Genomic DNA, 22,215 nt, shown 5'->3' on the forward strand with positions numbered 1-22,215 from the left:
CGTACGACCTCCTGAGGAAAGCACCCACCCATGTACCGACTCTTCTTCCAGCTGGTCTTCCGCCGGATGGACGCCGAACGCGCCCATCACCTGGCCTTCCGGTGGATCCGCCTCGCCGCCCGCGTCCCCGTCCTGCGCACCTTCGCCGCGGCCGTCCTCGCCCCCCGCCACCCGGAGCTGCGCACCGAAGCCCTCGGCCTGCGGATGCACGGCCCCTTCGGGCTGGCCGCCGGCTTCGACAAGAACGCCGTCGCCGTGGACGGCCTGGCGATGCTCGGCTTCGACCACATCGAGATCGGGACCGTTACCGGGCAGCCCCAGCCGGGCAACCCGAGGAAGCGGCTCTTCCGGCTCGTCGCCGACCGCGCGCTGATCAACCGGATGGGCTTCAACAACGAGGGTTCCGAGGCCGTGGCCGCCCGCCTCGGCGCGCGGCGCGAGGTCTTCCGTACCACCGTCGGCGTCAACATCGGCAAGACCAAGGTCGTCCCTGAGGGTGAGGCGACCGCCGACTACGTCCTGTCGACGGAGCGGCTGGCCGTCCACGCCGACTACCTGGTGGTCAATGTCAGCTCGCCCAACACCCCGGGACTGCGCAGCCTCCAGGCCGTCGACCAGCTCCGGCCGCTGCTCACCGCCGTGCGGGAGGCCGCCGACCGTACGGTCACCGACCGCCGCGTCCCGCTCCTCGTCAAGATCGCCCCCGACCTCGCGGACGAGGACGTCGACGCCGTCGCCGACCTGGCCGTCGAGCTGGGCCTGGACGGCATCATCGCGACGAACACCACCATCGCCAGGGACAGCCTGGGCCTCCGCTCGCCCGCCGGCCTGGTCGCGGAGACCGGCGGGCTGTCCGGCGCGCCCCTCAAGGCCCGCTCCCTGGCCGTCCTGAGCCGGTTGTACGCCCGCGTGGGCGACCGGATCACCCTGGTCGGCGTCGGGGGCGTCGAGGACGCCGAGGACGCCTGGCAGCGGATCCTGGCGGGCGCGACGCTCGTCCAGGGCTACAGCGCGTTCGTCTACCGGGGGCCGTTCTGGAGCCGCGCGGTCCACAAGGGGCTCGCGGCGCGGCTGCGCACGAGCCCGTACGCCACCCTCGCCGACGCCGTCGGCGCCGAGACCCGGAAGGTGACCGCATGACCGCGCGACAGGAGAACCCGGCGCCCGGCCGCCCGCCGGGCGAGCCCTTCGGCGTCAGGCTGCGCCGGGCCATGGACACCCGGGGCCCGCTCTGCGTCGGCATCGACCCGCACGGATCGCTGCTCACGGCCTGGGGCCTGGGCGACGACCTCGCGGGTCTGGAGCGCTTCACCCGGACGACGGTGGAGGCGCTGGCCGACCGGGTCGCCGTCCTCAAGCCGCAGTCCGCGTTCTTCGAGCGCTTCGGCTCCCGAGGCATCGCCGTACTGGAAAAGGCCGTCGAGGAGGCGCGGGCGGCCGGCGCCCTGGTCCTGATGGACGCCAAGCGCGGCGACATCGGCTCGACGATGGAGGCGTACGCGCAGACCTACCTGGACCAGGACTCGCCGCTGTTCTCGGACGCGGTGACCCTCTCCCCGTACCTCGGCTTCGGCTCGCTGCGCCCCGCCCTCGACGCCGCCGCCGTCTCCGGGGCCGGTGTCTTCGTCCTGGCGCTCACCTCCAACCCGGAGGGCGCGGAGGTCCAGCGGGCCACCGCCGCCGACGGCCGGGCGCTGGCGCAGGTCGTGCTCGACCACATCGCCGCCGAGAACCGGGGCGCCCCCGTCCTCGGCTCGGTGGGCGCGGTCGTCGGCGCCACGCTCGGCGACGCGGGGGTCGATCTCGCCGTCAACGGACCGCTGCTCGCTCCCGGCATCGGGGCGCAGGGCGCGACCCCGGCGGATCTCCCGGGCGTCTTCGGCGCGTCGGTCGGGAACGTCGTCCCGAGCGTCAGCCGGGGCGTCCTGCGGCACGGTCCTGGCGTCGCGGCCCTGCGCGAGGCGGCCGAGCGCGTCACGGCGGAGGTCAGGAAGGCCGTCGCGGCGCCCCGGGAGACCCCCTGATGACCGGACGGCCGGCCGGACGACGGCTTCGCGGGGACGTTGCGGGGACCTTCCGGAGACCGCGCGGGGACCTGGCGGCGACGCGACGGAAGCTCTCTTGACCAAAATGTGGGGCAAAATGACCGGAATGTCGCCCCCGATCAATGCTGACCAGGACTTTTCGTCTGTTCTCGCTGACTCCGGCGGCCTTGGCCGCTAGTCTCCGTCGAGAGCCAACGTGCAGTGCGTTGCCCGTTGCTCGCCCTGGTGCGGGGCGATCAGGTCCCGCGCCGGTCCGTATCCGACAGTTCGACATCCGAGGTGACGTAGGCGTGGCTCTTCCGCCCCTTACCCCTGAACAGCGCGCAGCCGCGCTCGAAAAGGCCGCCGCGGCTCGCCGGGAGCGGGCCGAGGTCAAGAATCGACTCAAGCACTCCGGTGCTTCCCTCCATGACGTCATCAAGCAGGGCCAGGAGAACGACGTCATCGGGAAGATGAAGGTCTCCGCCCTCCTTGAGTCCCTGCCCGGCGTGGGCAAGGTCCGCGCCAAGCAGATCATGGAGCGGCTCGGGATCTCCGAGAGCCGCCGCGTGCGCGGTCTTGGCTCCAACCAGATCGCGTCCCTGGAACGCGAGTTCGGCGGCGCGGCTTCCTGACGTTCCCGGGCACTCCCGGGAACCTGGATAATCGCTGCATGGCAGCAGAGGTACGACCGCGGCTGACCGTGCTCTCCGGCCCCTCCGGGGTCGGCAAGAGCACGGTCGTCGCGCATATGCGCAAGGTCCACCCCGAGGTATGGCTCTCGGTGTCGGCCACCACAAGAAAGCCGCGCCCCGGCGAGCGCCACGGCGTCCAGTACTTCTTCGTCTCGGACGAGGAGTTCGACAAGCTGGTCGCCAACGGCGAGCTGCTGGAATGGGCCGAGTTCGCGGGCAACCGCTACGGCACCCCGCGCCGTGCGGTCCTCGACCGCCTGGAGTCGGGCGATCCCGTACTGCTGGAGATCGACCTCCAGGGCGCACGGCAGGTCAAGGAGTCGATGCCCGACTCCCAGCTGGTCTTCCTGGCTCCGCCGAGCTGGGACGAGCTGGTGCGCCGGCTCACCGGCCGGGGCACCGAATCCGCGCCTGTCATCGAGCGACGGCTCGCGGCCGCCACGATCGAGCTGGCCGCCGAGCCGGAGTTCGACACGACCCTTGTCAACACGTCCGTCGAGGACGTCGCGCGTGAGCTGCTAGCCTTGATGGCAGTTGCATGATCTTTAGTGTTCGTTTTTCCTAGTGTCCTTTGCGGTTCCCTGAATTTTCTTCGGAAGGCCAGAGAGTGTCCTCTTCCATTTCCACGCCCGAGGGCATCATCAACCCGCCGATCGACGAGTTGCTTGAGGCCACGGACTCGAAGTACAGCCTCGTGATCTACGCGGCCAAGCGCGCGCGCCAGATCAACGCGTACTACTCGCAGCTCGGCGAGGGCCTGCTGGAGTACGTCGGCCCGCTGGTGGACACCCACGTCCACGAGAAGCCGCTCTCGATCGCCCTGCGCGAGATCAACGCCGGTCTGCTGACCTCCGAGGCCATCGACGGCCCGGCCCAGTAGGCACGTACACGCTCGCCCAGTCGCGTACACGCACTTTCACCCAGGCCCGGCAGTACGACTGCCGGGCCTGTGGTGTGTCATTTCCTAGGAGGAGGCACGGTGGACGGCAGGCCGAAGGTTGTTCTGGGAGTCGCGGGCGGGATCGCCGCGTACAAGGCGTGCGAGCTGCTGCGGCGGCTGACCGAGTCGGGCCATGACGTACGGGTCGTGCCGACCGAGGCCGCGCTGCACTTCGTGGGGGCGGCCACCTGGTCCGCGCTCTCCGGGAACCCGGTCTCCACCGAGGTCTGGAACGACGTGCACGAGGTGCCGCACGTACGCATCGGGCAGAGCGCCGACCTGGTCGTGGTGGCACCCGCCACCGCCGACCTCCTCGCGAAGGCGGCCCACGGCCTCGCCGACGACCTGCTCACCAACACGCTCCTCACCGCCCGCTGTCCCGTCGTCTTCGCCCCCGCCATGCACACCGAGATGTGGGAACACCCCGCGACCCAGGAGAACGTGGCGACGCTCCGCCGGCGGGGCGCGATTGTCGTCGAACCGGCGGTGGGGCGGCTCACCGGCGCCGACACCGGCAAGGGGCGGCTGCCGGACCCGGGCGAGATCTTCGAGGTCTGCCGCCGGGTGCTGGCCCGTGGGGTGACCGCGCCCGACCTGGCCGGGCGCCATGTGGTGGTCAGCGCGGGCGGGACGCGCGAACCGCTGGACCCCGTCCGCTACCTGGGGAACCGCTCGTCGGGGAAGCAGGGATACGCCCTGGCCCGTACGGCGGCGGCCCGGGGCGCCCGCGTGACGCTGATCGAGGCCAACACGGGGATGACCGACCCGGCGGGCGTCGACGTCGTCCATGTGGGGACGGCGGTGCAGCTGCGCGAGGCCGTGCTGAAAGCCGCGGCGGACGCGGACGCGGTGGTGATGGCGGCGGCCGTCGCCGACTTCCGGCCCGCCGCCTACGCGCCGGGGAAGATCAAGAAGAAGGACGGCGAGGAGCCCGCTCCCGTCACACTGGTCCGCAACCCGGACATCCTCGCCGAGATCGCGGGCGAGCGCGCCCGGCCCGAACAGGTGGTCGTCGGCTTCGCGGCGGAGACGGACGACGTCCTCGCCAACGGCCGCCGCAAGCTGCTCCGCAAGGGCTGCGACCTGCTGGTCGTCAACGAGGTGGGGGAGCGCAGGACCTTCGGCGCGGAGGAGAACGAGGCGGTGGTGCTCGCGGCCGACGGGGGCGAGACACCGGTGCCGTACGGTCCCAAGGAAGCGCTCGCGGACGTCGTCTGGGACCTGGTCGTCCCGCGCCTGGGCCCGGCCGGACTCGACCCCCGATCCAGAAACGCATGAATTCTCTGTGGCGGAGTGTCGGACGGCGTTTCGCCGGAGCCCGCTCCTCCCGCAGCCGAGAACCCGGGAAAACAGCAGGATAGGCCGCATATTGCCCCCGGACGGGGCCCGGTCGGCGGATCCGGCGCCACGCCGATGCGCACCATGAAACCTTCATGGATCGAGAAACGTGGCCCGGTGTCCGCATCTGACCGATAAAGTGGTCGAGGAGTGTCGCGGGGCGCAGCCCCCCGCCGTTCCGGAACCACCCATGTTTGAGCCAGCAGCCGCTGCAACCCCAGGGAGCGTTGTGTCCCGTCGTCTCTTCACCTCGGAGTCAGTGACCGAAGGTCACCCCGACAAGATCGCTGACCAGATCAGCGACACCATTCTCGACGCGCTCCTGCGGGAGGACCCGACCTCCCGGGTCGCCGTGGAGACCTTGATCACCACGGGCCAGGTCCATGTGGCCGGCGAGGTGACCACGAAGGCGTACGCGCCGATCGCCCAGCTGGTCCGCGACAAGATCCTGGACATCGGTTACGACTCCTCGAAGAAGGGCTTCGACGGCGCCTCCTGCGGCGTGTCGGTGTCCATCGGCGCCCAGTCGCCCGACATCGCGCAGGGTGTCGACACCGCGTACGAGAAGCGTGTCGAGGGGTCCGCCGCCGGTGACGAGGGTGACGAGCTCGACAAGCAGGGCGCGGGCGACCAGGGCCTGATGTTCGGCTACGCGTGCGACGAGACGCCCGAGCTGATGCCCCTCCCGATCCACCTGGCGCACCGGCTCTCCCGGCGCCTGTCCGAGGTCCGCAAGAACGGGACGATCCCTTACCTGCGCCCGGACGGCAAGACGCAGGTCACCATCGAGTACGACGGCGACAAGGCCGTCCGCCTCGACACGGTCGTCGTCTCCTCCCAGCACGCCTCGGACATCGACCTGGACTCGCTGCTGGCGCCCGACGTCCGCGAGTTCGTCGTGGAGCACGTCCTGAACCAGCTGGTCGAGGACGGCATCAAGCTCGACACCGAGGGCTACCGCCTGCTGGTCAACCCGACCGGCCGCTTCGAGATCGGCGGCCCGATGGGCGACGCCGGCCTGACCGGCCGCAAGATCATCATCGACACGTACGGCGGCATGGCCCGCCACGGCGGCGGCGCCTTCTCGGGCAAGGACCCGTCGAAGGTCGACCGCTCGGCGGCGTACGCGATGCGCTGGGTCGCGAAGAACGTCGTCGCGGCCGGCCTGGCCTCCCGCTGCGAGGTCCAGGTCGCGTACGCGATCGGCAAGGCGGAGCCGGTCGGCCTCTTCGTGGAGACCTTCGGCACGCACACGGTCGACCCGGAGAAGATCGAGCAGGCCATCGCCCACGTCTTCGACCTCCGCCCGGCCGCGATCATCCGCGACCTGGACCTGCTCCGCCCGATCTACGCCCAGACGGCGGCCTACGGCCACTTCGGCCGCGAGCTCCCCGAATTCACCTGGGAGCGCACGGACCGCGTGGACGCCCTCCGCGAGGCGGCGGGCCTGTAGCACCCCCCAGCACCGCACGACGGACCCCGGTCACCACCTTTGGTGGTGACCGGGGTCCGCTGCGTCCCGGCCCGCTCGGCCCCGCGCTGTCCCCCCGGTCGGCGGCAGGTCCGCCGGTGTCGGTGGTGTCTGGTAGGTATGAAGCTGTGAGCAGCGACGACGAGCGGTCTGAGGGGTCCGGTGAGGGGGGCGGGCCTGAGCAGCTTGCGTTCATTCGGGAGACCGTGCGGAAGGCCAAGGTGCCGCGGGCGAAGCCTCGGACGTGGCGGGGGGCCGCGTTGGCGGGGGAGTTGCCGGTGGCGCGGGTGGTGGTGAACAAGGGGGTGCTGCACCTTGATCAGTTCTTCGACTACGCGGTGCCCGAGGAGCTGGACCGGGACGCGCAGCCGGGGGTGCGGGTGCGGGTGCGGTTCGGGGCAGGGGCGCGTCAGGTGCGGGGCGGGCGGCGTGAGGGCGGGCGGCTGATCGACGGGTTCGTCGTGGAGCGCCGGGCCGAGTCCGACTACGCCGGGCCGCTGGCCGCGCTGGCCGGGGTGGTGTCGCCCGAGCCCGTGCTCGGTGCGGAGCTGCTGGGGCTCGCGCGGGCGGTCGCCGACCGGTATGCGGGGAGCCTGGCGGACGTGTTGCAGCTGGCCGTCCCGCCCAGGAACGCGCGCGCGGAGAGCAGGCCGTCGCCCGATCCGCTGCCGGCGCCCGCCGCGCCGGGGCCGGGGACCTGGGAGCGGTACGGGAAGGGCGCGGCGTTCCTGGACGCGCTCGCCGGGGGCGGGGCGCCGCGTGCCGTGTGGACCGCGCTCCCGGGGCCGCACTGGGCGGACGAGCTGGCGCGGGCCGTGGCGGCCACGCTGGCCTCCGACCGGGGCGCCCTCGTCGTCGTACCGGACGGGCGGGTCGCGGGCCGGGTCGACGCGGCGCTCACGGAGCTGCTGGGGGCCGGGCACCACGCGCTGCTGACGGCCGAGGCCGGTCCCGAGAAGCGGTACCGGGAGTGGCTGGCCGTGCGGCGCGGTGCGGTGCGCGCGGTGGTCGGGACCCGCGCGGCGATGTTCGCGCCCGTACGGAACCTGGGCCTGGTGGCCCTCTGGGACGACGGCGACGGCAGCCACAGCGAGCAGCACGCGCCGCAGCCGCACGCGCGTGAGGTCCTGCTGCTGCGCGCGGCCCACGACAAGTGCGGCTTCCTGCTCGGCAGTACGAGTTGCACGGTGGAGGCGGCCCAGCTGGTCGGGACCGGCTGGGCGCTGCCCCTGGCCGCCGACCGCGAGCAGGTACGGAAGGCGGCTCCGCTGGTCCGTACCGTCGGGGACGGCGAGCTGGCCAGGGACGAGGCCGCGCGGGTGGCCCGGCTGCCCAGTCTGGCCTGGCAGGCCGTCAGGGAGGGGCTCAGGACGGGCCCGGTGCTGGTGCAGGTGCCCCGGCGCGGTTATGTGCCCCGGCTGGCCTGCGAACGGTGCCGTACGCCCGCCCGCTGCCGGCACTGCGCGGGGCCGCTGGAGGCACCGGAGCAGCGGGAGTTGCACTGCACGTGGTGCGGAAGGGGCGAGCCGGACTGGCGCTGCGTGGAGTGCGGCAGTACGCGGCTGCGCGCGCGGATCGTGGGGGCGCGGCGGACGGCTGAGGAGCTGGGACGGGCCTTCCCGGCCGTCCCGGTCCGTACGTCGGGCCGGGACCATGTCCTCGACTCCGTACCGGGGCGTCCCGCCCTTGTGGTCAGTACGCCGGGGGCCGAGCCGGTCGCGGAGGGCGGCGGGTACGCGGCCGCGCTGCTGCTGGACGGCTGGGCGATGCTCGGGCGGCCCGATCTGCGGGCGGGCGAGGAGGCGTTGCGGCGCTGGATACAGGCGGCGTCGCTGGTGCGCGGGCAGGGGGAGGGCGGCACGGTCGTGATCGTCGCCGAGCCGACCCAGCGGCCGGTGCAGGCGCTGGTCCGCTGGGACCCGGTGGGGCACGCGCAGCGCGAGCTGGCGGAGCGGGCCGAGCTGGGATTCCCGCCGGTGTCCCGGATGGCGGCGGTGACGGGGCGGGCGGAGACGGTCGGCGCGTTCCTGGGCTCCGCCGCGCTGCCGCCCGACGTGGAGGTCCTGGGGCCCGTACCGCTGCCGGTGGCGGAACCGGGCCGGCCGCGCAGGCCCGGCGATCCGCCGCCGGGGGAGGTCTGGGAGCGGGCGCTGCTGCGGGTGCCGCCGGGGAGTGGGGCGGCGTTGGCGGGGGCGCTCAAGGCGGCGCAGGCGGGGCGGTTGGCACGGGGCGGGGCGGAGCCCCCGGTGCGCGTCAGGATCGATCCGCCCGACATCGGGTGAGGGGTGGCGGCGGGCGCCACGGTGTCGGTGAGGGGGGCGACGGGGGCGTTGCGGTTGCGGTTGCGGGTGCGCTGGGGCGTTGCGCTGCCTTCGGCCGCGCTGTGTCCTCAATCGCCGGACGGGCTTGGTTGGTTGCCCGGGCCGGATGAGTACGCGCGCGGCGGCTGTGAAGGGTGCCGGACGGGCGTTTTCAAGCCCGTCCGGCGATTGAGGACACCCCTCAGCCGCCCCGAGGGCCCGGGAACGCCGTCGGGCGGGTCTCCTCGCGGAGCGACTGCGTGCTCGCCGTCGGCTGCGGTGGCATCGAGCGCGCCGCCGGGACCGCCGGCAGCGGGCCCGGGACAGCCGGCAGGGACGGACGGGACGCAGGTGGCGCGGCGGGGTCCTGGGCGGCGGCGTGGTCCGCCTCCGCCGCGCCCGGCTGCGGCGTCGCCCGACGTGCGCCGTAACGGCGGTGCACCGCCTGCTTGGTGACCCCCAGCGCCGACCCCACCGCGTCCCAGGAGAAACCCAGCGAGCGGTCGAAGTCCACGGCCGCCGTCACCAGGGTCTCGACGCTGTCGCGCAGCTCCTGCGCGAGGCGGACGGTCGGCGCGGGGGCTCTGCCGTAGACGACGAAGCCCGTCGACGGGCCGGAGCGGCGCGGGCGGTAGACGTTCCCCAGCTGGGCGGTGAGGGTGCGCAGCGCGTCCACCTGACGCCTGACCCGCTCGATGTCCCGCACCAGGAGGTGCAGACTTGCCCGGGCTTGTGCGTCGTGGGTTGTGTGGTCGGCCATGAACAAGCCTCTCGAACCGGCGTTGAAAAGGATCCGGGCCGCACCGGTGCGGCCCGTGTAGGTCAATCTCCCTTGACAACGCGTAACCAGCCGTTGTGGTCACGCTGCGGGGGCGTATCCGCATACGCGCGGGGCGCGCGCCACGACGTACGCCCCCTCAGGTCCCCGCCCCCGCCGCCGCATAGACTGGTGCGTCGCTCGCGCCCCGTACCAGCTGTCGCCGCGAGAGCGACCCACCGCACCCGTCCGAGAGGCAGTCAGCCACCGATGAAGCTCGTCTTCGCCGGCACCCCCGAGGTCGCCGTACCCGCCCTGGACGCACTCCTCGCCTCGGGCAGGCACGAGGTCGCCGCCGTCGTGACCCGGCCCGACGCCCCGGCGGGACGCGGGCGCAGGCTGGTCGCCAGCCCGGTCGCCGAGCGCGCGGAGGAGGCCGGCATCGAGGTGCTCAAGCCCGCGAGACCCCGTGACGAGGACTTCCTCGCCCGGCTGCGGGAGATCGCCCCCGACTGCTGCCCGGTGGTCGCCTACGGCGCGCTGCTGCCCCGCGTCGCCCTCGACATCCCCGCCCACGGGTGGGTGAACCTCCACTTCTCGCTGCTGCCCGCGTGGCGTGGCGCGGCGCCCGTACAGCACGCGGTCATGGCCGGTGACGAGATGACCGGCGCGGCCACCTTCCAGATCGAGGAGGGGCTGGACTCGGGGCCGGTCTACGGGGTGATCACCGAGGCGGTACGGCCCACCGACACCAGCGGCGACCTGCTGACGCGCCTCGCCTTCGCGGGCTCGGGACTGCTCGCCGCGACCATGGACGGCATCGAGGACGGCACCCTCAAGCCCCGCGCGCAGCCCGCCGAAGGCATCACGCTCGCCCCGAAGCTGACCGTCGAGGACGCGCGCGTCGACTGGGGGGCGCCCGCGCTGCGCGTCGACCGGGTCGTCCGCGCCTGCACCCCCGCCCCCGGCGCCTGGACGGTCTTCCGGGGCGAGCGGCTCAAGCTGATCCAGCTGGGGCTGTTCCCGGGCCGTACGGAACTGGCCCCCGGCGAACTGGCCGTGGGCAAGAACACCGTGCACGCGGGGACCGGTTCGCACGACGTCGAGCTGCTCTGGGTCCAGCCGCAGGGCAAGAAGCCGATGCGCGCCGCCGACTGGGCCCGCGGGGTACGGATCGCCCCGGGCGAACGGCTGGGCGCCGCCGACGTACGCTGAGAGGGATCGACTCTTTCTCACCGCGGAGCACCTTTGAACGAGCAGGCCCGTCGCCGTCCCGCCACCCCGTACCGCCGCCCCAAGAAGGATCCCGTGCGGATGCTCGCCTTCGAGGCGCTGCGGGCGGTGGACGAACGGGACGCGTACGCGAACCTCGTCCTGCCGCCCCTTCTCAAGAAGGCCAGGGAGAACAAGGAGTTCGAGACCCGCGACGCGGCCCTCGCCACCGAGCTGGTGTACGGGACGCTGCGCCGCCAGGGCACGTACGACGCGATCATCTCCGCGTGCATCGACCGGCCGCTGCGCGAGGTCGACCCGCCCGTCCTGGACGTGCTGGCGCTCGGTGCCCACCAGCTTCTCGGCACCCGCATCCCCACGCACGCCGCCGTCTCGGCCAGTGTCGAGCTGGCCAGGGTGGTGCTCGGCGACGGTCGCGCGCGGTTCGTCAACGCCGTCCTACGGAAGATCTCGCAGCACGACCTGGACTCCTGGCTCCAGCAGGTCGCCCCGTCGTACGACCAGGACCCCGAGGACCATCTCGCGGTGGTCCACTCCCACCCGCGCTGGGTGGTGTCCGCGCTGTGGGACGCGCTGGGCGGTGGCCGCGCCGGCATCGAGGACCTGCTCGAAGCGGACAACGAACGCCCCGAGGTGACGCTCGTCGCCCGCCCCGGCCGCTCCACCACCGCCGAACTGCTCGAAGCGGTCGGCGAGGACTCCGCGCTGCCGGGCCGCTGGTCGCCCTACGCGGTACGGCTGGCCGAGGGCGGCGAGCCCGGTGCGCTGGACGTGGTACGGGACGGGCGGGCCGGGGTCCAGGACGAGGGCAGCCAGTTGGTCGCGGCGGCGGTGGCCAACGCCCCGATCGACGGCCCGGACGCCCGCTGGCTCGACGGCTGCGCGGGCCCCGGCGGGAAGGCGGCCCTGATGGCGGCCCTCGCCGCCGGACGCGGTGCCTTCCTGCTGGCCGCCGAGAAACAGCCCCACCGCGCCCGCCTCGTGGCCCGCGCGCTCGCCGGGAACCCGGGCCCGTACCAGGTGATCACCGCCGACGGCACCCGCCCGCCGTGGGTCCCCGGTTCCTTCGACCGGGTGCTGGTCGACGTACCGTGCTCGGGTCTCGGCGCGCTGCGCCGCCGCCCCGAGTCGCGCTGGCGGCGCCGCCCGGAGGACCTGGAGGGCTTCGCCCCGCTCCAGCGCGGCCTGCTGCGCGAGGCGCTGGGCGCCGTACGGATCGGTGGGATCGTCGGATACGCGACGTGCTCGCCGCACCTCGCCGAGACCCGGATCGTGGTCGAGGACGTCCTCGGCGGACCCGGGGGCCCGGCCCTTGCCGCGGAATGGGTCGACGCCAGGCCGCTGATGCCGGGCGTGCCCGCGCTGGGGGACGGCCCGGACGTCCAGCTCTGGCCGCATCTGCACGGCACGGACGCGATGTACCTGGCCCTGCTGCGCCGTACCGCGTGACCTTCGGCGCGTACGGCACGACCGGTCGGCTCGCGGGGTGTGAACGCCGCTGACGCGGCGGTGTCCTCAATCGCCGGACGGGCTTGATGTGCCCCCGACGCCGGACGAACGGATGCCGGCCGGTGCGGCGTTCCGGAGCGCCCACCCGTGGGCGCGTACGGCATGACCGGTCGGCTCGCGGGGTGTGACTGCCTCAATCGCCGGACGGGCTGTAGTGCCCGCGACGCCGGACGAACCGATGCCGGCCGGTCCGGCGTTCCGGAACGCCCACCCGTGAGCGCGTCCCGGCATGACCGGTCGCCGGACGGGCTTGATGTGCCCGCGCCCGCCGCGTCACCCGTCCGCGCGATACGCGAGGATTGCGCGGAGTGTGACTGTCCGTGGCGGACATCGGGTCGATCCGGCGTCCCCCGGACGGTCGGGAAGCGGCCCGGAGCATGGCAGGCTTGGCACATGGCTCAGATCAACCCCAGCATCCTGTCCGCCGACTTCTCGCGGCTCGCCGAGGAGGCGAAGGCCGTCGAGGGCGCCGACTGGCTCCATGTCGACGTCATGGACAACCACTTCGTACCGAACCTGACCCTCGGCGTGCCGGTGGTCGAGGCGCTCGGACGGGCGACGGACACCCCGCTGGACTGCCACCTGATGATCGCGGACCCGGACCGCTGGGCCCCGCAGTACGTCGAGGCGGGGGCGGGCTCGGTGACCTTCCACGTGGAGGCCGCCGCCGCGCCCGTACGGCTGGCCCGTGAGATCCGCGCCAAGGGGGCCAGGGCGTCCATGGCGCTCAAGCCGGCGACGCCGATCGAGCCGTACGAGGACCTCCTCCCCGAACTCGACATGCTGCTGATCATGACGGTCGAGCCGGGCTTCGGCGGCCAGGCGTTCCTGGACATCATGCTGCCGAAGATCCGCCGCACCCGGCAGCTGATCTCCAAGCACGGCCTGGAGCTGTGGCTCCAGGTCGACGGCGGGGTCTCCGCCACCACCATCGAGCGCTGCGCGGAGGCCGGCGCGGACGTCTTCGTCGCCGGTTCCGCGGTGTACGGGACGGACGATCCGGCCGCCGCCGTACGGATGCTCCGCAACCAGGCGACCGAGGCGACCGCGGCAGCGTCCTGGGCGTGCGCGCACTGACCCGGCGTGGGCTCACGCGCCGGGAGCATCGGCGGCACCGGGAGTCTCGGGAGCGCACCCACTGACCGGGGTGCGCACCGAATCGACCACTGAGCCACACGTAAGTGAACGGGGCCCAACAGGGCTGATCAAGAACGGCTGGATCTGACAGGATGAAGAGCGGATCCGGAGTGCGAAGAGCCCAGAGTGTGAAGAGCAGTGAGGAGATCGCGGTGTCTGGTATGTCGGCGGGTCGGCCGGCCCTGCGGATGGGACCCGCGGAGCTGGTGCAGGCGGCGGCCATGGCACGCCGTTTCTACCTCGAGGGCAAGTCCAAGATCCAGATCGCGGAGGAGTTCGGCGTCAGCCGCTTCAAGGTGGCCCGGGTTTTGGAGACCGCCCTGGAGCGCGATCTCGTACGGATCGAGATCCGCGTACCCGCCGAGCTGGACGCGGAGCGCTCCGACGCCCTGCGGGCCCGCTACGGCCTGCGGCACGCCGTGGTCGTGGAATCCCCCGCGGAGGCCGCCGACGAGTCGCCCGACCCGGAGAACCTCGGCGAGGTGGCCGCCGACCTGCTCGGCGAACTGGTCGCGGAGGGTGACGTGCTGGGGCTGGCCTGGGGCCGCTCGACGATCCACATGGCCGCCGCGCTCGACCGGCTGCCGCCCTGCACGGTCGTCCAGCTGACCGGGGTGTACGACGCGGGCACGGCCGAGCGCGGCTCGGTCGAGGCCGTACGGCGCGCCGCCCAGGTCTCCGGCGGCGAGGCGCACCCCATCTACGCGCCCATGCTGCTCCCCGACCCGGCGACGGCCGCCGCGCTGCGCAGCCAGCCGGGCATCGCCCGCGCCTTCGAGTACTTCGACAAGGTGACGGTCGCGGCCGTCTCCATCGGCTCGTGGGAGGCCGGGATCTCCACGGTCCACGACATGCTGAGCGACGAGGAACGGTCCCACTACGCCTCGCTCGGCGTGGCCGCCGAGATGTCCGCGCACCTCTTCGACGCGGAGGGCCGCCGGGTCGGCCGTGACCTGGGGGAGCGGTGCATCACGGTCGAGGCCGACCGGCTGCGGCGTATCCCGGAGGTCGTGGCGATCGCCGGCGGGCTGCGCAAGGCCGAGGCGATCGGGGCGGTGCTGCGCTCGGGTCTGGTCACGAGCCTGGTCACGGACACGGCGGCGGCGGACTTCCTGCTGACGGAGTTCACCCCGGCGCCGCGCCCCGCGCTGGAGCGGTCGGACCCGGACGGCGACTAGGGCCTGTCCGGCGGATCTTCGTGGGCCTGCGGCGTCCGGCACCGCACCTCGCCGCGTTGTCGGGAGACCCGAGTACATCCAGTACTCGGGTCTCCCTCCGCCTTGCGATGCGCGGCGCCGGACGCCGCAGACCGATCCACGAAGACCCGCCGGACAGGCCCTGGGCGCCCCGACGGATCGGTGTGTTCCCCGTCACGCGCGCGCGACGGACGAACGCCCAAGATCGGCGCCCGGGGTCCGGAGGAAGCCACAGAACCGGGTCCCGGTGTTCGCCCCGGGACCGGGTGATCGGCGATGATGACGGAGGAGCCGTCGCCCCGGTCCGCCCCGGCCCGGTGCTGACTCCCCGCCCACCCCTTCCGTAGAACTCCAGGTGACAGGGTCAGCATGCGTTTCCTCAACGGCCAGACACCGTCCTACGACCTGACGTACGACGATGTGTTCATGGTCCCCGGCCGGTCGGCCGTCGCCTCCCGTCAGGACGTCGACCTCTCCGCCCCCGACGGCACCGGCACCACCATCCCGCTCGTCGTCGCGAACATGACCGCGATCGCCGGCCGCCGGATGGCCGAGACGGTCGCCCGGCGCGGCGGGCTCGTCGTCATCCCCCAGGACATCCCCATCGAGGTCGTCGCCGACGTCGTCGGCTGGGTCAAGTCACGGCACCTCGTGCTGGACACCCCGATCGTGCTGTCGCCCTCCCAGACCGTCGGCGACGCCCTGTCCCTGCTGCCCAAGCGGGCCCACGGCGCGGGGGTGGTGGTCGACGCCGACCGCCGTCCCGTCGGGATCGTCACCGAGCACGACCTCACCGGCGTGGACCGCTTCACCCAGCTCTCCGAGGTCATGTCCAAGGACGTGCTGGCGATCGCCGCGGACAGGGACCCGCGCGAGGCGTTCAACGCGCTCGACGGCGCCAACCGCAAGCTCGCCCCGGCCGTGGACGCGGACGGACGGCTCGCCGGGATCCTCACCCGCAAGGGCGCCCTGCGCGCCACCCTCTACACCCCCGCCGTCGACGGCCGGGGCCGGCTGCGGATCGCCGCCGCCGTCGGGATCAACGGGGATGTGGCGGGCAAGGCCGGGCAGTTGCTCGACGCCGGGGTCGACACGCTGGTGGTCGACACCGCGCACGGCCACCAGGAGTCGATGCTCGCCGCCGTCAGGGCCGTCCGCGCGCTCCGCCCCGATGTGCCGGTCGTCGCGGGCAACGTCGTCTCCGCCGACGGGGTACGGGACCTGGTCGAGGCGGGCGCGGACATCGTCAAGGTCGGGGTCGGACCCGGCGCCATGTGCACCACCCGCATGATGACCGGCGTGGGCAGGCCGCAGTTCTCGGCCGTCCTGGAGTGCGCCGCCGAGGCCAGGAAGCACGGCAAGCACGTCTGGGCCGACGGTGGCGTACGGCACCCGCGCGACGTCGCCATGGCGCTCGCCGCCGGTGCCTCGAACGTGATGATCGGCTCGTGGTTCGCGGGGACGTACGAGTCGCCCGGCGACCTCCAGGAGGCGTCCGACGGGCGGCTGTACAAGGAGTCCTTCGGGATGGCGTCCGCCCGCGCCGTACGCAACCGTACGAGCGAGGAGTCGGCGTACGACCGGGCGCGCAAGGCGGTGTTCGAGGAGGGCATCTCGACCTCCCGGATGTTCCTCGACCCGGCCAGGCCCGGCGTCGAGGACCTGATCGACTCGATCGTCGCGGGCGTGCGCTCGGCGTGCACCTACGCGGGGGCGGGCTCGCTGGCGGAGTTCACGGACAAGGCCGTCGTCGGGGTCCAGAGTGCCGCCGGATACGCCGAGGGCAAGCCGCTGCACGCCAGTTGGGGCTGAGCCGGCGCGGGCTGCGGGGCGGTCTCCTGAAGTCCGCGAAAAATTTCTGAAGTTTGTGGACATGGATGTGTGAGGACCGGGTAAGCGCCTCCCCGCACTGTCCACGGAGCAAGGGAGGCCGATGTGTCCACGGCGAACGCGGTGCCGGTGACGAGCATCCGCTACGGGACGCGGCAGGACGCCGCGTCCACGGAGCACGCCCTTCCGTATCTGGAGCGCCCGGCGGACGTGGCACCCAAGGACGCACGGGAGATCTCGAAGCTCTTCTTCGCCCGGCTCACGGAGCTGGAAGAGGGCACGCGCGAGTACCAGTACGCGCGCAACACCCTCATCGAGCTGAACCTTTCGCTGGTGCGGTACGCCGCGGGCCGGTTCCGTAACCGCGCGGACCAGATGGAGGACATCGTCCAGGTCGGCACCATCGGCCTGATCAAGGCGATCGACCGCTTCGAGCTCACCCGCGAGGTGGAGTTCGCGACCTTCGCCGTCCCGTACATCGTCGGCGAGATCAAGCGGTTCTTCCGGGACACCAGTTGGGCGGTGCACGTGCCGCGCCGCCTCCAGGAGCTGCGCATCGACCTCGCGCGGGCGTCCGACGAGCTGTCCCAGCGGCTGGACCGCGCGCCGACGACGGCCGAGCTGGCCGAACACCTCGGGCTGGACGAGGAGGAGGTCATCGAGGGCGTCGTCGCCGGCAACGGCTACACGGCCGGATCGATCGACTTCCCTTCCGACGACTCCTCGGACTCCTCCGCCCCGCTCTCCGACCGCCTCGGCGCCCCCGACGCGGGCCTGGAGACGGCGGAGAACGTCCAGGCGCTCAAGCCGCTCCTCCAGGAGCTGGACGACCGGGAGCGCCAGATCCTCCAGATGCGCTTCGGCGACGAGATGACGCAGGCGGAGATCGGCGCCGAACTGGGCGTCACCCAGATGCACGTGTCCCGGCTGCTGTCCCGGATCACCGGACGGCTGCGGGACGGACTGCTCGTGGTGGAGTAGACGGCGGGCGTCGCACCGGACCGGTTCCGGTGGATCTCACGGAGGAGAGGCATCCCACGTGTGTGGGTGCCTCTCCTCCGTCGTACGGGGCGTCGTGTTCTACTTCGGTGACGGCCTCCGCCGACCCGCCACCGCAGAGAAGTGAACCACCAGCAGTGCGACTCAACGATCTCGACGAACGCATCGTCCACGCCCTCGCCGAGGACGCCCGCCGTTCCTTCGCGGACATCGGGGCGCTCGTCGGGCTGTCCGCGCCGGCCGTCAAGCGGCGGGTCGACCGGTTGCGGGCCGAGGGGGCGATCACCGGGTTCACCGTACGGGTGGACCCCGCCGCGCTCGGCTGGCAGACCGAGGGGTTCATCGAGATCTATTGCAGCCGCAACACCTCGCCCGAGGCCATCCACCGGGGCCTGGAGCGCTACCCGGAGATCGCGTCCGCCTCGACCGTCACCGGGGACGCCGACGCGATCGTCCAGGTCTTCGCCGCCGACATGCGTCACTTCGAGCAGGTGCTCGAACGCATCGCGGGCGAGCCCTACGTCGAGCGGACGAAATCGGTGCTGGTGCTGTCGCCCCTGCTCAGGCGCTATTCGTCGGGGTCGCCCGGCGCCCCGGGTTCACCCGCCCGGCAGGGCTGAGACCCCCCTCGCGCACGCGGCGACGCACCCCGCGCAACAAATCGCCGCGTCCACCCGCCCCCGCGCAACAGATCGGTGGTCGGCGCGCAACGGACATGTCTTGTCCCGGCCGGGCGGCGGCCCGTACGGTCGGGACGTCCCCCAGAACCCCTTTCGTACCGTCCGAGGTGCCGCCATGCCGTCGCTCCGCACCGCCCTGCTCCAGAGCTCCGGCCGACCCGGTTCCGTGCCGGACAATCTCGCGGTGCTCGACGCGGCGGCGGGCCGCGCCGCCGGGGCCGGGGCCGGGCTGCTGGTGTGCCCCGAGATGTTCCTGACCGGGTACGCGATCGGCGACGACGTGGCCCGGCTGGCCGAACCCGCCGGCGGCGCCGGCGCGCAGGACGTGGCCGCGATCGCCGCCCGGCACGGGGTCGCGGTGGTGTACGGCTACCCCGAGCGCGACGGCGAGCGGGTTTTCAACGCCGCCCAGGTCATCGGCCCCGACGGGGCGCGGCTCGCGAACTATCGCAAGACCCATCTCTTCGGTCCGTTCGAGCGTGCGCACTTCAGCCCCGGTGACCGGCCCGTGGTCCAGGCCGAGCTGGGCGGCCTGCGGCTCGGACTGCTGATCTGCTACGACGTCGAGTTCCCGGAGAACGTCCGGGCCCACGCCCTCGCCGGGACCGACCTGCTGCTCGTGCCCACGGCGGTGATGCACCCCTTCGAGTTCGTCGCCGAATCCGTCGTACCGGTCAGGGCCTTCGAGAACCAGATGTACGTGGCGTACGTGAACAGGGCCGGCCAGGAAGGGGAGTTCGAGTTCGTCGGACTGAGCTGCCTGGCGGGACCCGACGGCGCGACCCGGGCGCGTGCCGGGCGCGGGGAGGAGCTGGTCCTCGGTGAGGTCGACCCCGGGTTGCTGAGCGACTCCCGTGAGGCCAATCCGTATCTGCTGGACCGCCGCCCCGGGCTGTACACGTCACTCAACTGAGACCCGGCCCGCCCTTCCCACCCCCGCGCCAGTCGTACCCGCAAGGAGTCCGTACCCCGTGACGGTGCCCACCGCTGTCGAGCACATCGAGCCGGCGCTGCCGCCGATCACCATGTTCGGACCCGATTTCCCCTTCGCGTACGACGATTTCCTCCGGGACCCGGTCGGCCTCGGCCAGATACCGGCGACCGCGCACGGCGCGGAGGTCGCCGTCATCGGCGGCGGGGTCTCCGGCCTCGTCGCCGCGTACGAACTGATGAGGATGGGGCTCAGACCGGTGGTGTACGAGGCCGACCGCCTCGGCGGCCGGCTCCGTACCGTCGGCTTCGAGGGCTGCGACCCCGGGCTGACCGCCGAGATGGGCGCGATGCGCTTCCCGCCGTCGTCCACCGCGCTCCAGCACTACATCGACCTGGTGGGCCTGGAGACGCGGCCCTTCCCCAACCCGCTGGCCGCGGGCACCCCTTCGACCGTCGTCGACCTCAAGGGCGAGTCCCACTACGCCAGGACCATCGACGACCTCCCGCAGGTCTACCGCGACGTGATGGCCGCCTGGAACACCTGCCTGGAGGAGGGCGCGGACTTCTCCGGCATGAACCGGGCCCTGCGGGAGCGTGACGTGCCACGGATCCGGGAGATCTGGGCCCGGCTGGTGGAGAAGCTCGACAACCAGACCTTCTACGGCTTCCTGTGCGACTCGCCCGCCTTCAAGTCCTTCCGCCACCGGGAGATCTTCGGCCAGGTGGGCTTCGGCACCGGCGGCTGGGACACCGACTTCCCCAACTCGATCCTGGAGATCCTGCGGGTCGTCTACACCGAGGCGGACGACCACCACCACGGCATCGTCGGCGGCAGCGAGCAGCTGCCGCTACGGCTGTGGTCGCGCGCGCCGGAGAAGATGACGTACTGGCCGGCCGGGACCTCGCTCAAGTCGCTGCACGACGGCGAGCCGCGCCCCGCCGTGACCCGGCTGCACCGGACCGCGGGCAACCGGGTCACGGTCACGGACGCGTCGGGCCGGATCCGTACGTACCGTGCCGCGATCTTCACCGCCCAGTCCTGGCTGCTGCTCTCCAAGATCGCCTGTGACGACTCGCTCTTCCCGATCGACCACTGGACGGCGATGGAGCGGACCCACTACATGGAGTCGTCCAAGCTGTTCGTGCCGGTCGACCGGCCGTTCTGGCGGGACGAGGCACGCGACGACCAGGGGCGGCCGACCGGGCGGGACGTCATGTCGATGACGCTCACGGACCGGATGACGCGGGGGACGTACCTGCTGGAGAACGGTCCTGACGAGCCGGCCGTCATCTGTCTCTCGTACACCTGGTGCGACGACAGCCTCAAGTGGCTGCCGTTGTCGGCCGAGGAGCGCATGGAGGTCATGCTCACCTCGCTGCGCGAGATCTATCCGCGGGTCGACATACGGCGGCACATCATCGGCAGTCCGGTGACGGTGTCCTGGGAGAACGAGCCGTATTTCATGGGCGCGTTCAAGGCGAACCTGCCCGGTCACTACCGCTACCAGCGGCGGCTGTTCACGCATTTCATGCAGGACCGGCTGCCCGCCGACAAGCGGGGGATCTTCCTGGCCGGGGACGACATCTCGTGGACGGCGGGGTGGGCCGAGGGCGCCGTCCAGACCGCGCTGAACGCGGTGTGGGGAGTGATGACCCACTTCGGCGGTGGTACGGACCCGTCGAACCCGGGGCCCGGGGACGTGTTCGACGAGATCGCGCCGGTCGAGCTGCCGGAGGACTGAGCGGGGGCGGGCGCTCCCGTCGGACACGTATATCTACAGACGGTCCCATCCGTGAATCGTGTGCGCACCATTGTCAGTTGCGAGTGGGCGCCTCTACGCTCCAACGGTCTCGTTCGTGAATGTCATTCACATACATGATGGGAGCGCTCGATGAGCGGAACCCCCCGAAGGCGCCTGAGGACCCTGATCGCCGCCGCGTTCACCGCCGCGGCCGTCCTGGTCCCCGCCGCCTCCTCCGCCGCGGCCCCGGCCGTCCCCGCGACCCCGGTGATCGACGGCAAGCGGCTCCAGCAGGCCCGTGTCGCCCTGGACAAGGGCGACCCCGCCCTCAAGAAGGCCCTCACGTCCCTGATCGCGCAGGCCGATTCATGGCTCGGCAAGGGGCCCTGGACCGTGGTCGACAAGCCCAAGCCGGCGCCCAGCGGCGATCCCCACGACTACCTCAGCCAGGCCCCGTACTACTGGGCGTCGCAGCCCAAGACCCCGGAGAATCCTTGGGGTTGCCCGTACGTGCAGCGCGACGGCGAGCGCAATCCCGAGGTCGACACGGGCACCGACCGCCCCGACATCGGCAAGGTCTTCAACTCGACCACCACGCTCAGCCTGGCCTGGTACCACACGGGCCAGAAGAAGTACGCGGAGCAGGCGGCGAAGGTCCTGCGCACCTGGTTCGTCGACCCCGCGACCCGGATGAACCCCAACCTGAACCACGGGCAGTTCATCCCCTGCAAGACGGATGGGAGGGCGATCGGGATCATCGATTTCAGCCAGCAGTACAGCAGCGTGTTGGACGCCCTCGCGATCCTCGACACCGGCGCGCCCGGCTGGACGAAGAGCGACCGGGACGGAATGCGCGCCTGGAACAAGGACTTCCTCGGCTGGCTGGTCAACTCGCCCTTCGGCAAGGAGGAGTCGGCGGCCAAGAACAACCACGGCACCTTCATGGACCTCCAGGTGGCCTCCCTCGCGCTGGCCACCGGCGACAAGGCGCTCGCGCGCAAGATCGTCCTCGACGCGCGGGCCAAGCGGATCGATCCGCAGATCGCGGCCGACGGCCGCCAGCCGCAGGAGCTCACCCGTACCCGCAGCTGGCACTACTCCACCTTCGACCTGGTCGCGTACACCCGCCTCGCCGCCATCGGCAAGCAGGTGGGGGTGGACCTCTGGGCCTACCAAGGCCCGCAGGGGCAGAGCCTGTTCAAGGCCGTCGACTATCTGCTGCCCGCCGCGACCGGGGCGGCCGCCTGGCCGCATCCGGAGCTGGAGTTCTACCGGTACGCGGCGAGCGACATCGTCCACGCGGCGGCCGACGCCGGTGACAGCAAGGCGCGCGCGGCCGTCCCGCTGCTCCAGGCGCCGCCCAACGGCGACGTCTGGGCGCTGCGGCCCGCGGCGGAGCAGCTCGACTCCATCGCCGGCTAGACGGGCTAG

General features: G+C 72.3%; 19 protein-coding genes. 18 read left to right on the forward strand and 1 reads right to left on the reverse strand.

The annotated features are described in order from the left end of the window. Positions 1-30: 30 nt before the first annotated feature. From OG349_RS29995 to OG349_RS30030, 8 genes are all read left to right on the forward strand, one after another. Positions 31-1,140: a quinone-dependent dihydroorotate dehydrogenase gene (locus tag OG349_RS29995; protein ID WP_327237557.1), complete on the forward strand. Its 1,110-nt coding sequence runs from the start codon at positions 31-33 to the stop codon at positions 1,138-1,140. Further along, positions 1,137-2,024, forward strand: a complete 888-nt coding sequence (pyrF, locus tag OG349_RS30000; RefSeq protein WP_327237558.1) for an orotidine-5'-phosphate decarboxylase — start codon at positions 1,137-1,139, stop codon at positions 2,022-2,024. Before OG349_RS29995 ends, pyrF begins: the two co-directional genes overlap by 4 nt. A gap of 311 nt (positions 2,025-2,335) precedes the next feature. Next, complete coding sequence (locus tag OG349_RS30005; protein ID WP_161310959.1) at positions 2,336-2,659, forward strand: integration host factor; 324 nt, start codon at positions 2,336-2,338, stop codon at positions 2,657-2,659. 38 nt (positions 2,660-2,697) lie between these two features. Further along, entirely contained in the window at positions 2,698-3,261 is a 564-nt protein-coding gene (gene gmk, locus OG349_RS30010; RefSeq protein ID WP_327237559.1) for a guanylate kinase, read from the forward strand. 65 nt (positions 3,262-3,326) lie between these two features. Further along, a complete protein-coding gene (gene rpoZ, locus OG349_RS30015; protein WP_023542989.1) occupies positions 3,327-3,599 on the forward strand; it encodes a DNA-directed RNA polymerase subunit omega in 273 nt (90 codons plus the stop codon). Positions 3,600-3,698: 99 nt separating this feature from the next. Further along, positions 3,699-4,937, forward strand: a complete 1,239-nt coding sequence (gene coaBC / locus OG349_RS30020; protein ID WP_327237560.1) for a bifunctional phosphopantothenoylcysteine decarboxylase/phosphopantothenate--cysteine ligase CoaBC — start codon at positions 3,699-3,701, stop codon at positions 4,935-4,937. Between the two features lie 289 nt (positions 4,938-5,226). Then, the gene (gene metK, locus OG349_RS30025; protein WP_327237561.1) at positions 5,227-6,450 is read left to right on the forward strand and encodes a methionine adenosyltransferase; all 1,224 of its coding nucleotides are present in this window, start codon (positions 5,227-5,229) and stop codon (positions 6,448-6,450) included. Between the two features lie 146 nt (positions 6,451-6,596). Next, the gene (locus OG349_RS30030; protein WP_327237562.1) at positions 6,597-8,750 is read left to right on the forward strand and encodes a primosomal protein N'; all 2,154 of its coding nucleotides are present in this window, start codon (positions 6,597-6,599) and stop codon (positions 8,748-8,750) included. Between the two features lie 220 nt (positions 8,751-8,970). On the opposite strand, the gene OG349_RS30035 is transcribed toward OG349_RS30030, so the two are convergent. Then, positions 8,971-9,528 (reverse strand): hypothetical protein, encoded by a 558-nt coding sequence (locus tag OG349_RS30035; protein ID WP_327237563.1) that lies wholly within the window; start codon positions 9,526-9,528, stop codon positions 8,971-8,973. Between the two features lie 267 nt (positions 9,529-9,795). On the opposite strand from OG349_RS30035, the gene fmt reads away from it, so the two are divergent. From fmt to OG349_RS30085, 10 genes are all read left to right on the forward strand, one after another. Beyond that, entirely contained in the window at positions 9,796-10,740 is a 945-nt protein-coding gene (gene fmt, locus OG349_RS30040; protein ID WP_327237564.1) for a methionyl-tRNA formyltransferase, read from the forward strand. 33 nt (positions 10,741-10,773) lie between these two features. Next, a complete protein-coding gene (locus OG349_RS30045; protein ID WP_327237565.1) occupies positions 10,774-12,207 on the forward strand; it encodes an RsmB/NOP family class I SAM-dependent RNA methyltransferase in 1,434 nt (477 codons plus the stop codon). A 453-nt stretch (positions 12,208-12,660) separates the two neighbouring features. Continuing rightward, positions 12,661-13,344: a ribulose-phosphate 3-epimerase gene (rpe, locus tag OG349_RS30050; protein ID WP_161307336.1), complete on the forward strand. Its 684-nt coding sequence runs from the start codon at positions 12,661-12,663 to the stop codon at positions 13,342-13,344. Between the two features lie 221 nt (positions 13,345-13,565). After that, a complete protein-coding gene (locus OG349_RS30055) occupies positions 13,566-14,582 on the forward strand; it encodes a sugar-binding transcriptional regulator (RefSeq protein WP_442806434.1) in 1,017 nt (338 codons plus the stop codon). A gap of 387 nt (positions 14,583-14,969) precedes the next feature. Continuing rightward, the gene (locus OG349_RS30060) at positions 14,970-16,412 is read left to right on the forward strand and encodes a GuaB1 family IMP dehydrogenase-related protein (RefSeq protein ID WP_327237568.1); all 1,443 of its coding nucleotides are present in this window, start codon (positions 14,970-14,972) and stop codon (positions 16,410-16,412) included. A 123-nt stretch (positions 16,413-16,535) separates the two neighbouring features. Further along, a complete protein-coding gene (locus OG349_RS30065) occupies positions 16,536-17,411 on the forward strand; it encodes a SigB/SigF/SigG family RNA polymerase sigma factor (RefSeq protein WP_327237569.1) in 876 nt (291 codons plus the stop codon). A 155-nt stretch (positions 17,412-17,566) separates the two neighbouring features. Continuing rightward, positions 17,567-18,049 carry an Lrp/AsnC family transcriptional regulator gene (locus tag OG349_RS30070; RefSeq protein WP_327237570.1) on the forward strand — a complete coding sequence of 161 codons (483 nt, stop codon included), beginning with the start codon at positions 17,567-17,569 and terminating at the stop codon, positions 18,047-18,049. Between the two features lie 175 nt (positions 18,050-18,224). Further along, on the forward strand, positions 18,225-19,022 hold the full coding sequence (locus OG349_RS30075; protein ID WP_327237571.1) for a carbon-nitrogen hydrolase family protein: 798 nt from the start codon (positions 18,225-18,227) through the stop codon (positions 19,020-19,022). Between the two features lie 112 nt (positions 19,023-19,134). Further along, entirely contained in the window at positions 19,135-20,784 is a 1,650-nt protein-coding gene (locus OG349_RS30080) for a flavin monoamine oxidase family protein (RefSeq protein ID WP_327238782.1), read from the forward strand. 150 nt (positions 20,785-20,934) lie between these two features. Next, complete coding sequence (locus OG349_RS30085) at positions 20,935-22,206, forward strand: alginate lyase family protein (RefSeq protein ID WP_327237572.1); 1,272 nt, start codon at positions 20,935-20,937, stop codon at positions 22,204-22,206. Positions 22,207-22,215: the final 9 nt, after the last annotated feature.

The sequence above is a fragment of the Streptomyces sp. NBC_01317 genome (assembly GCF_035961655.1).
Taxonomy (GTDB): Bacteria; Actinomycetota; Actinomycetes; order Streptomycetales; family Streptomycetaceae; genus Streptomyces.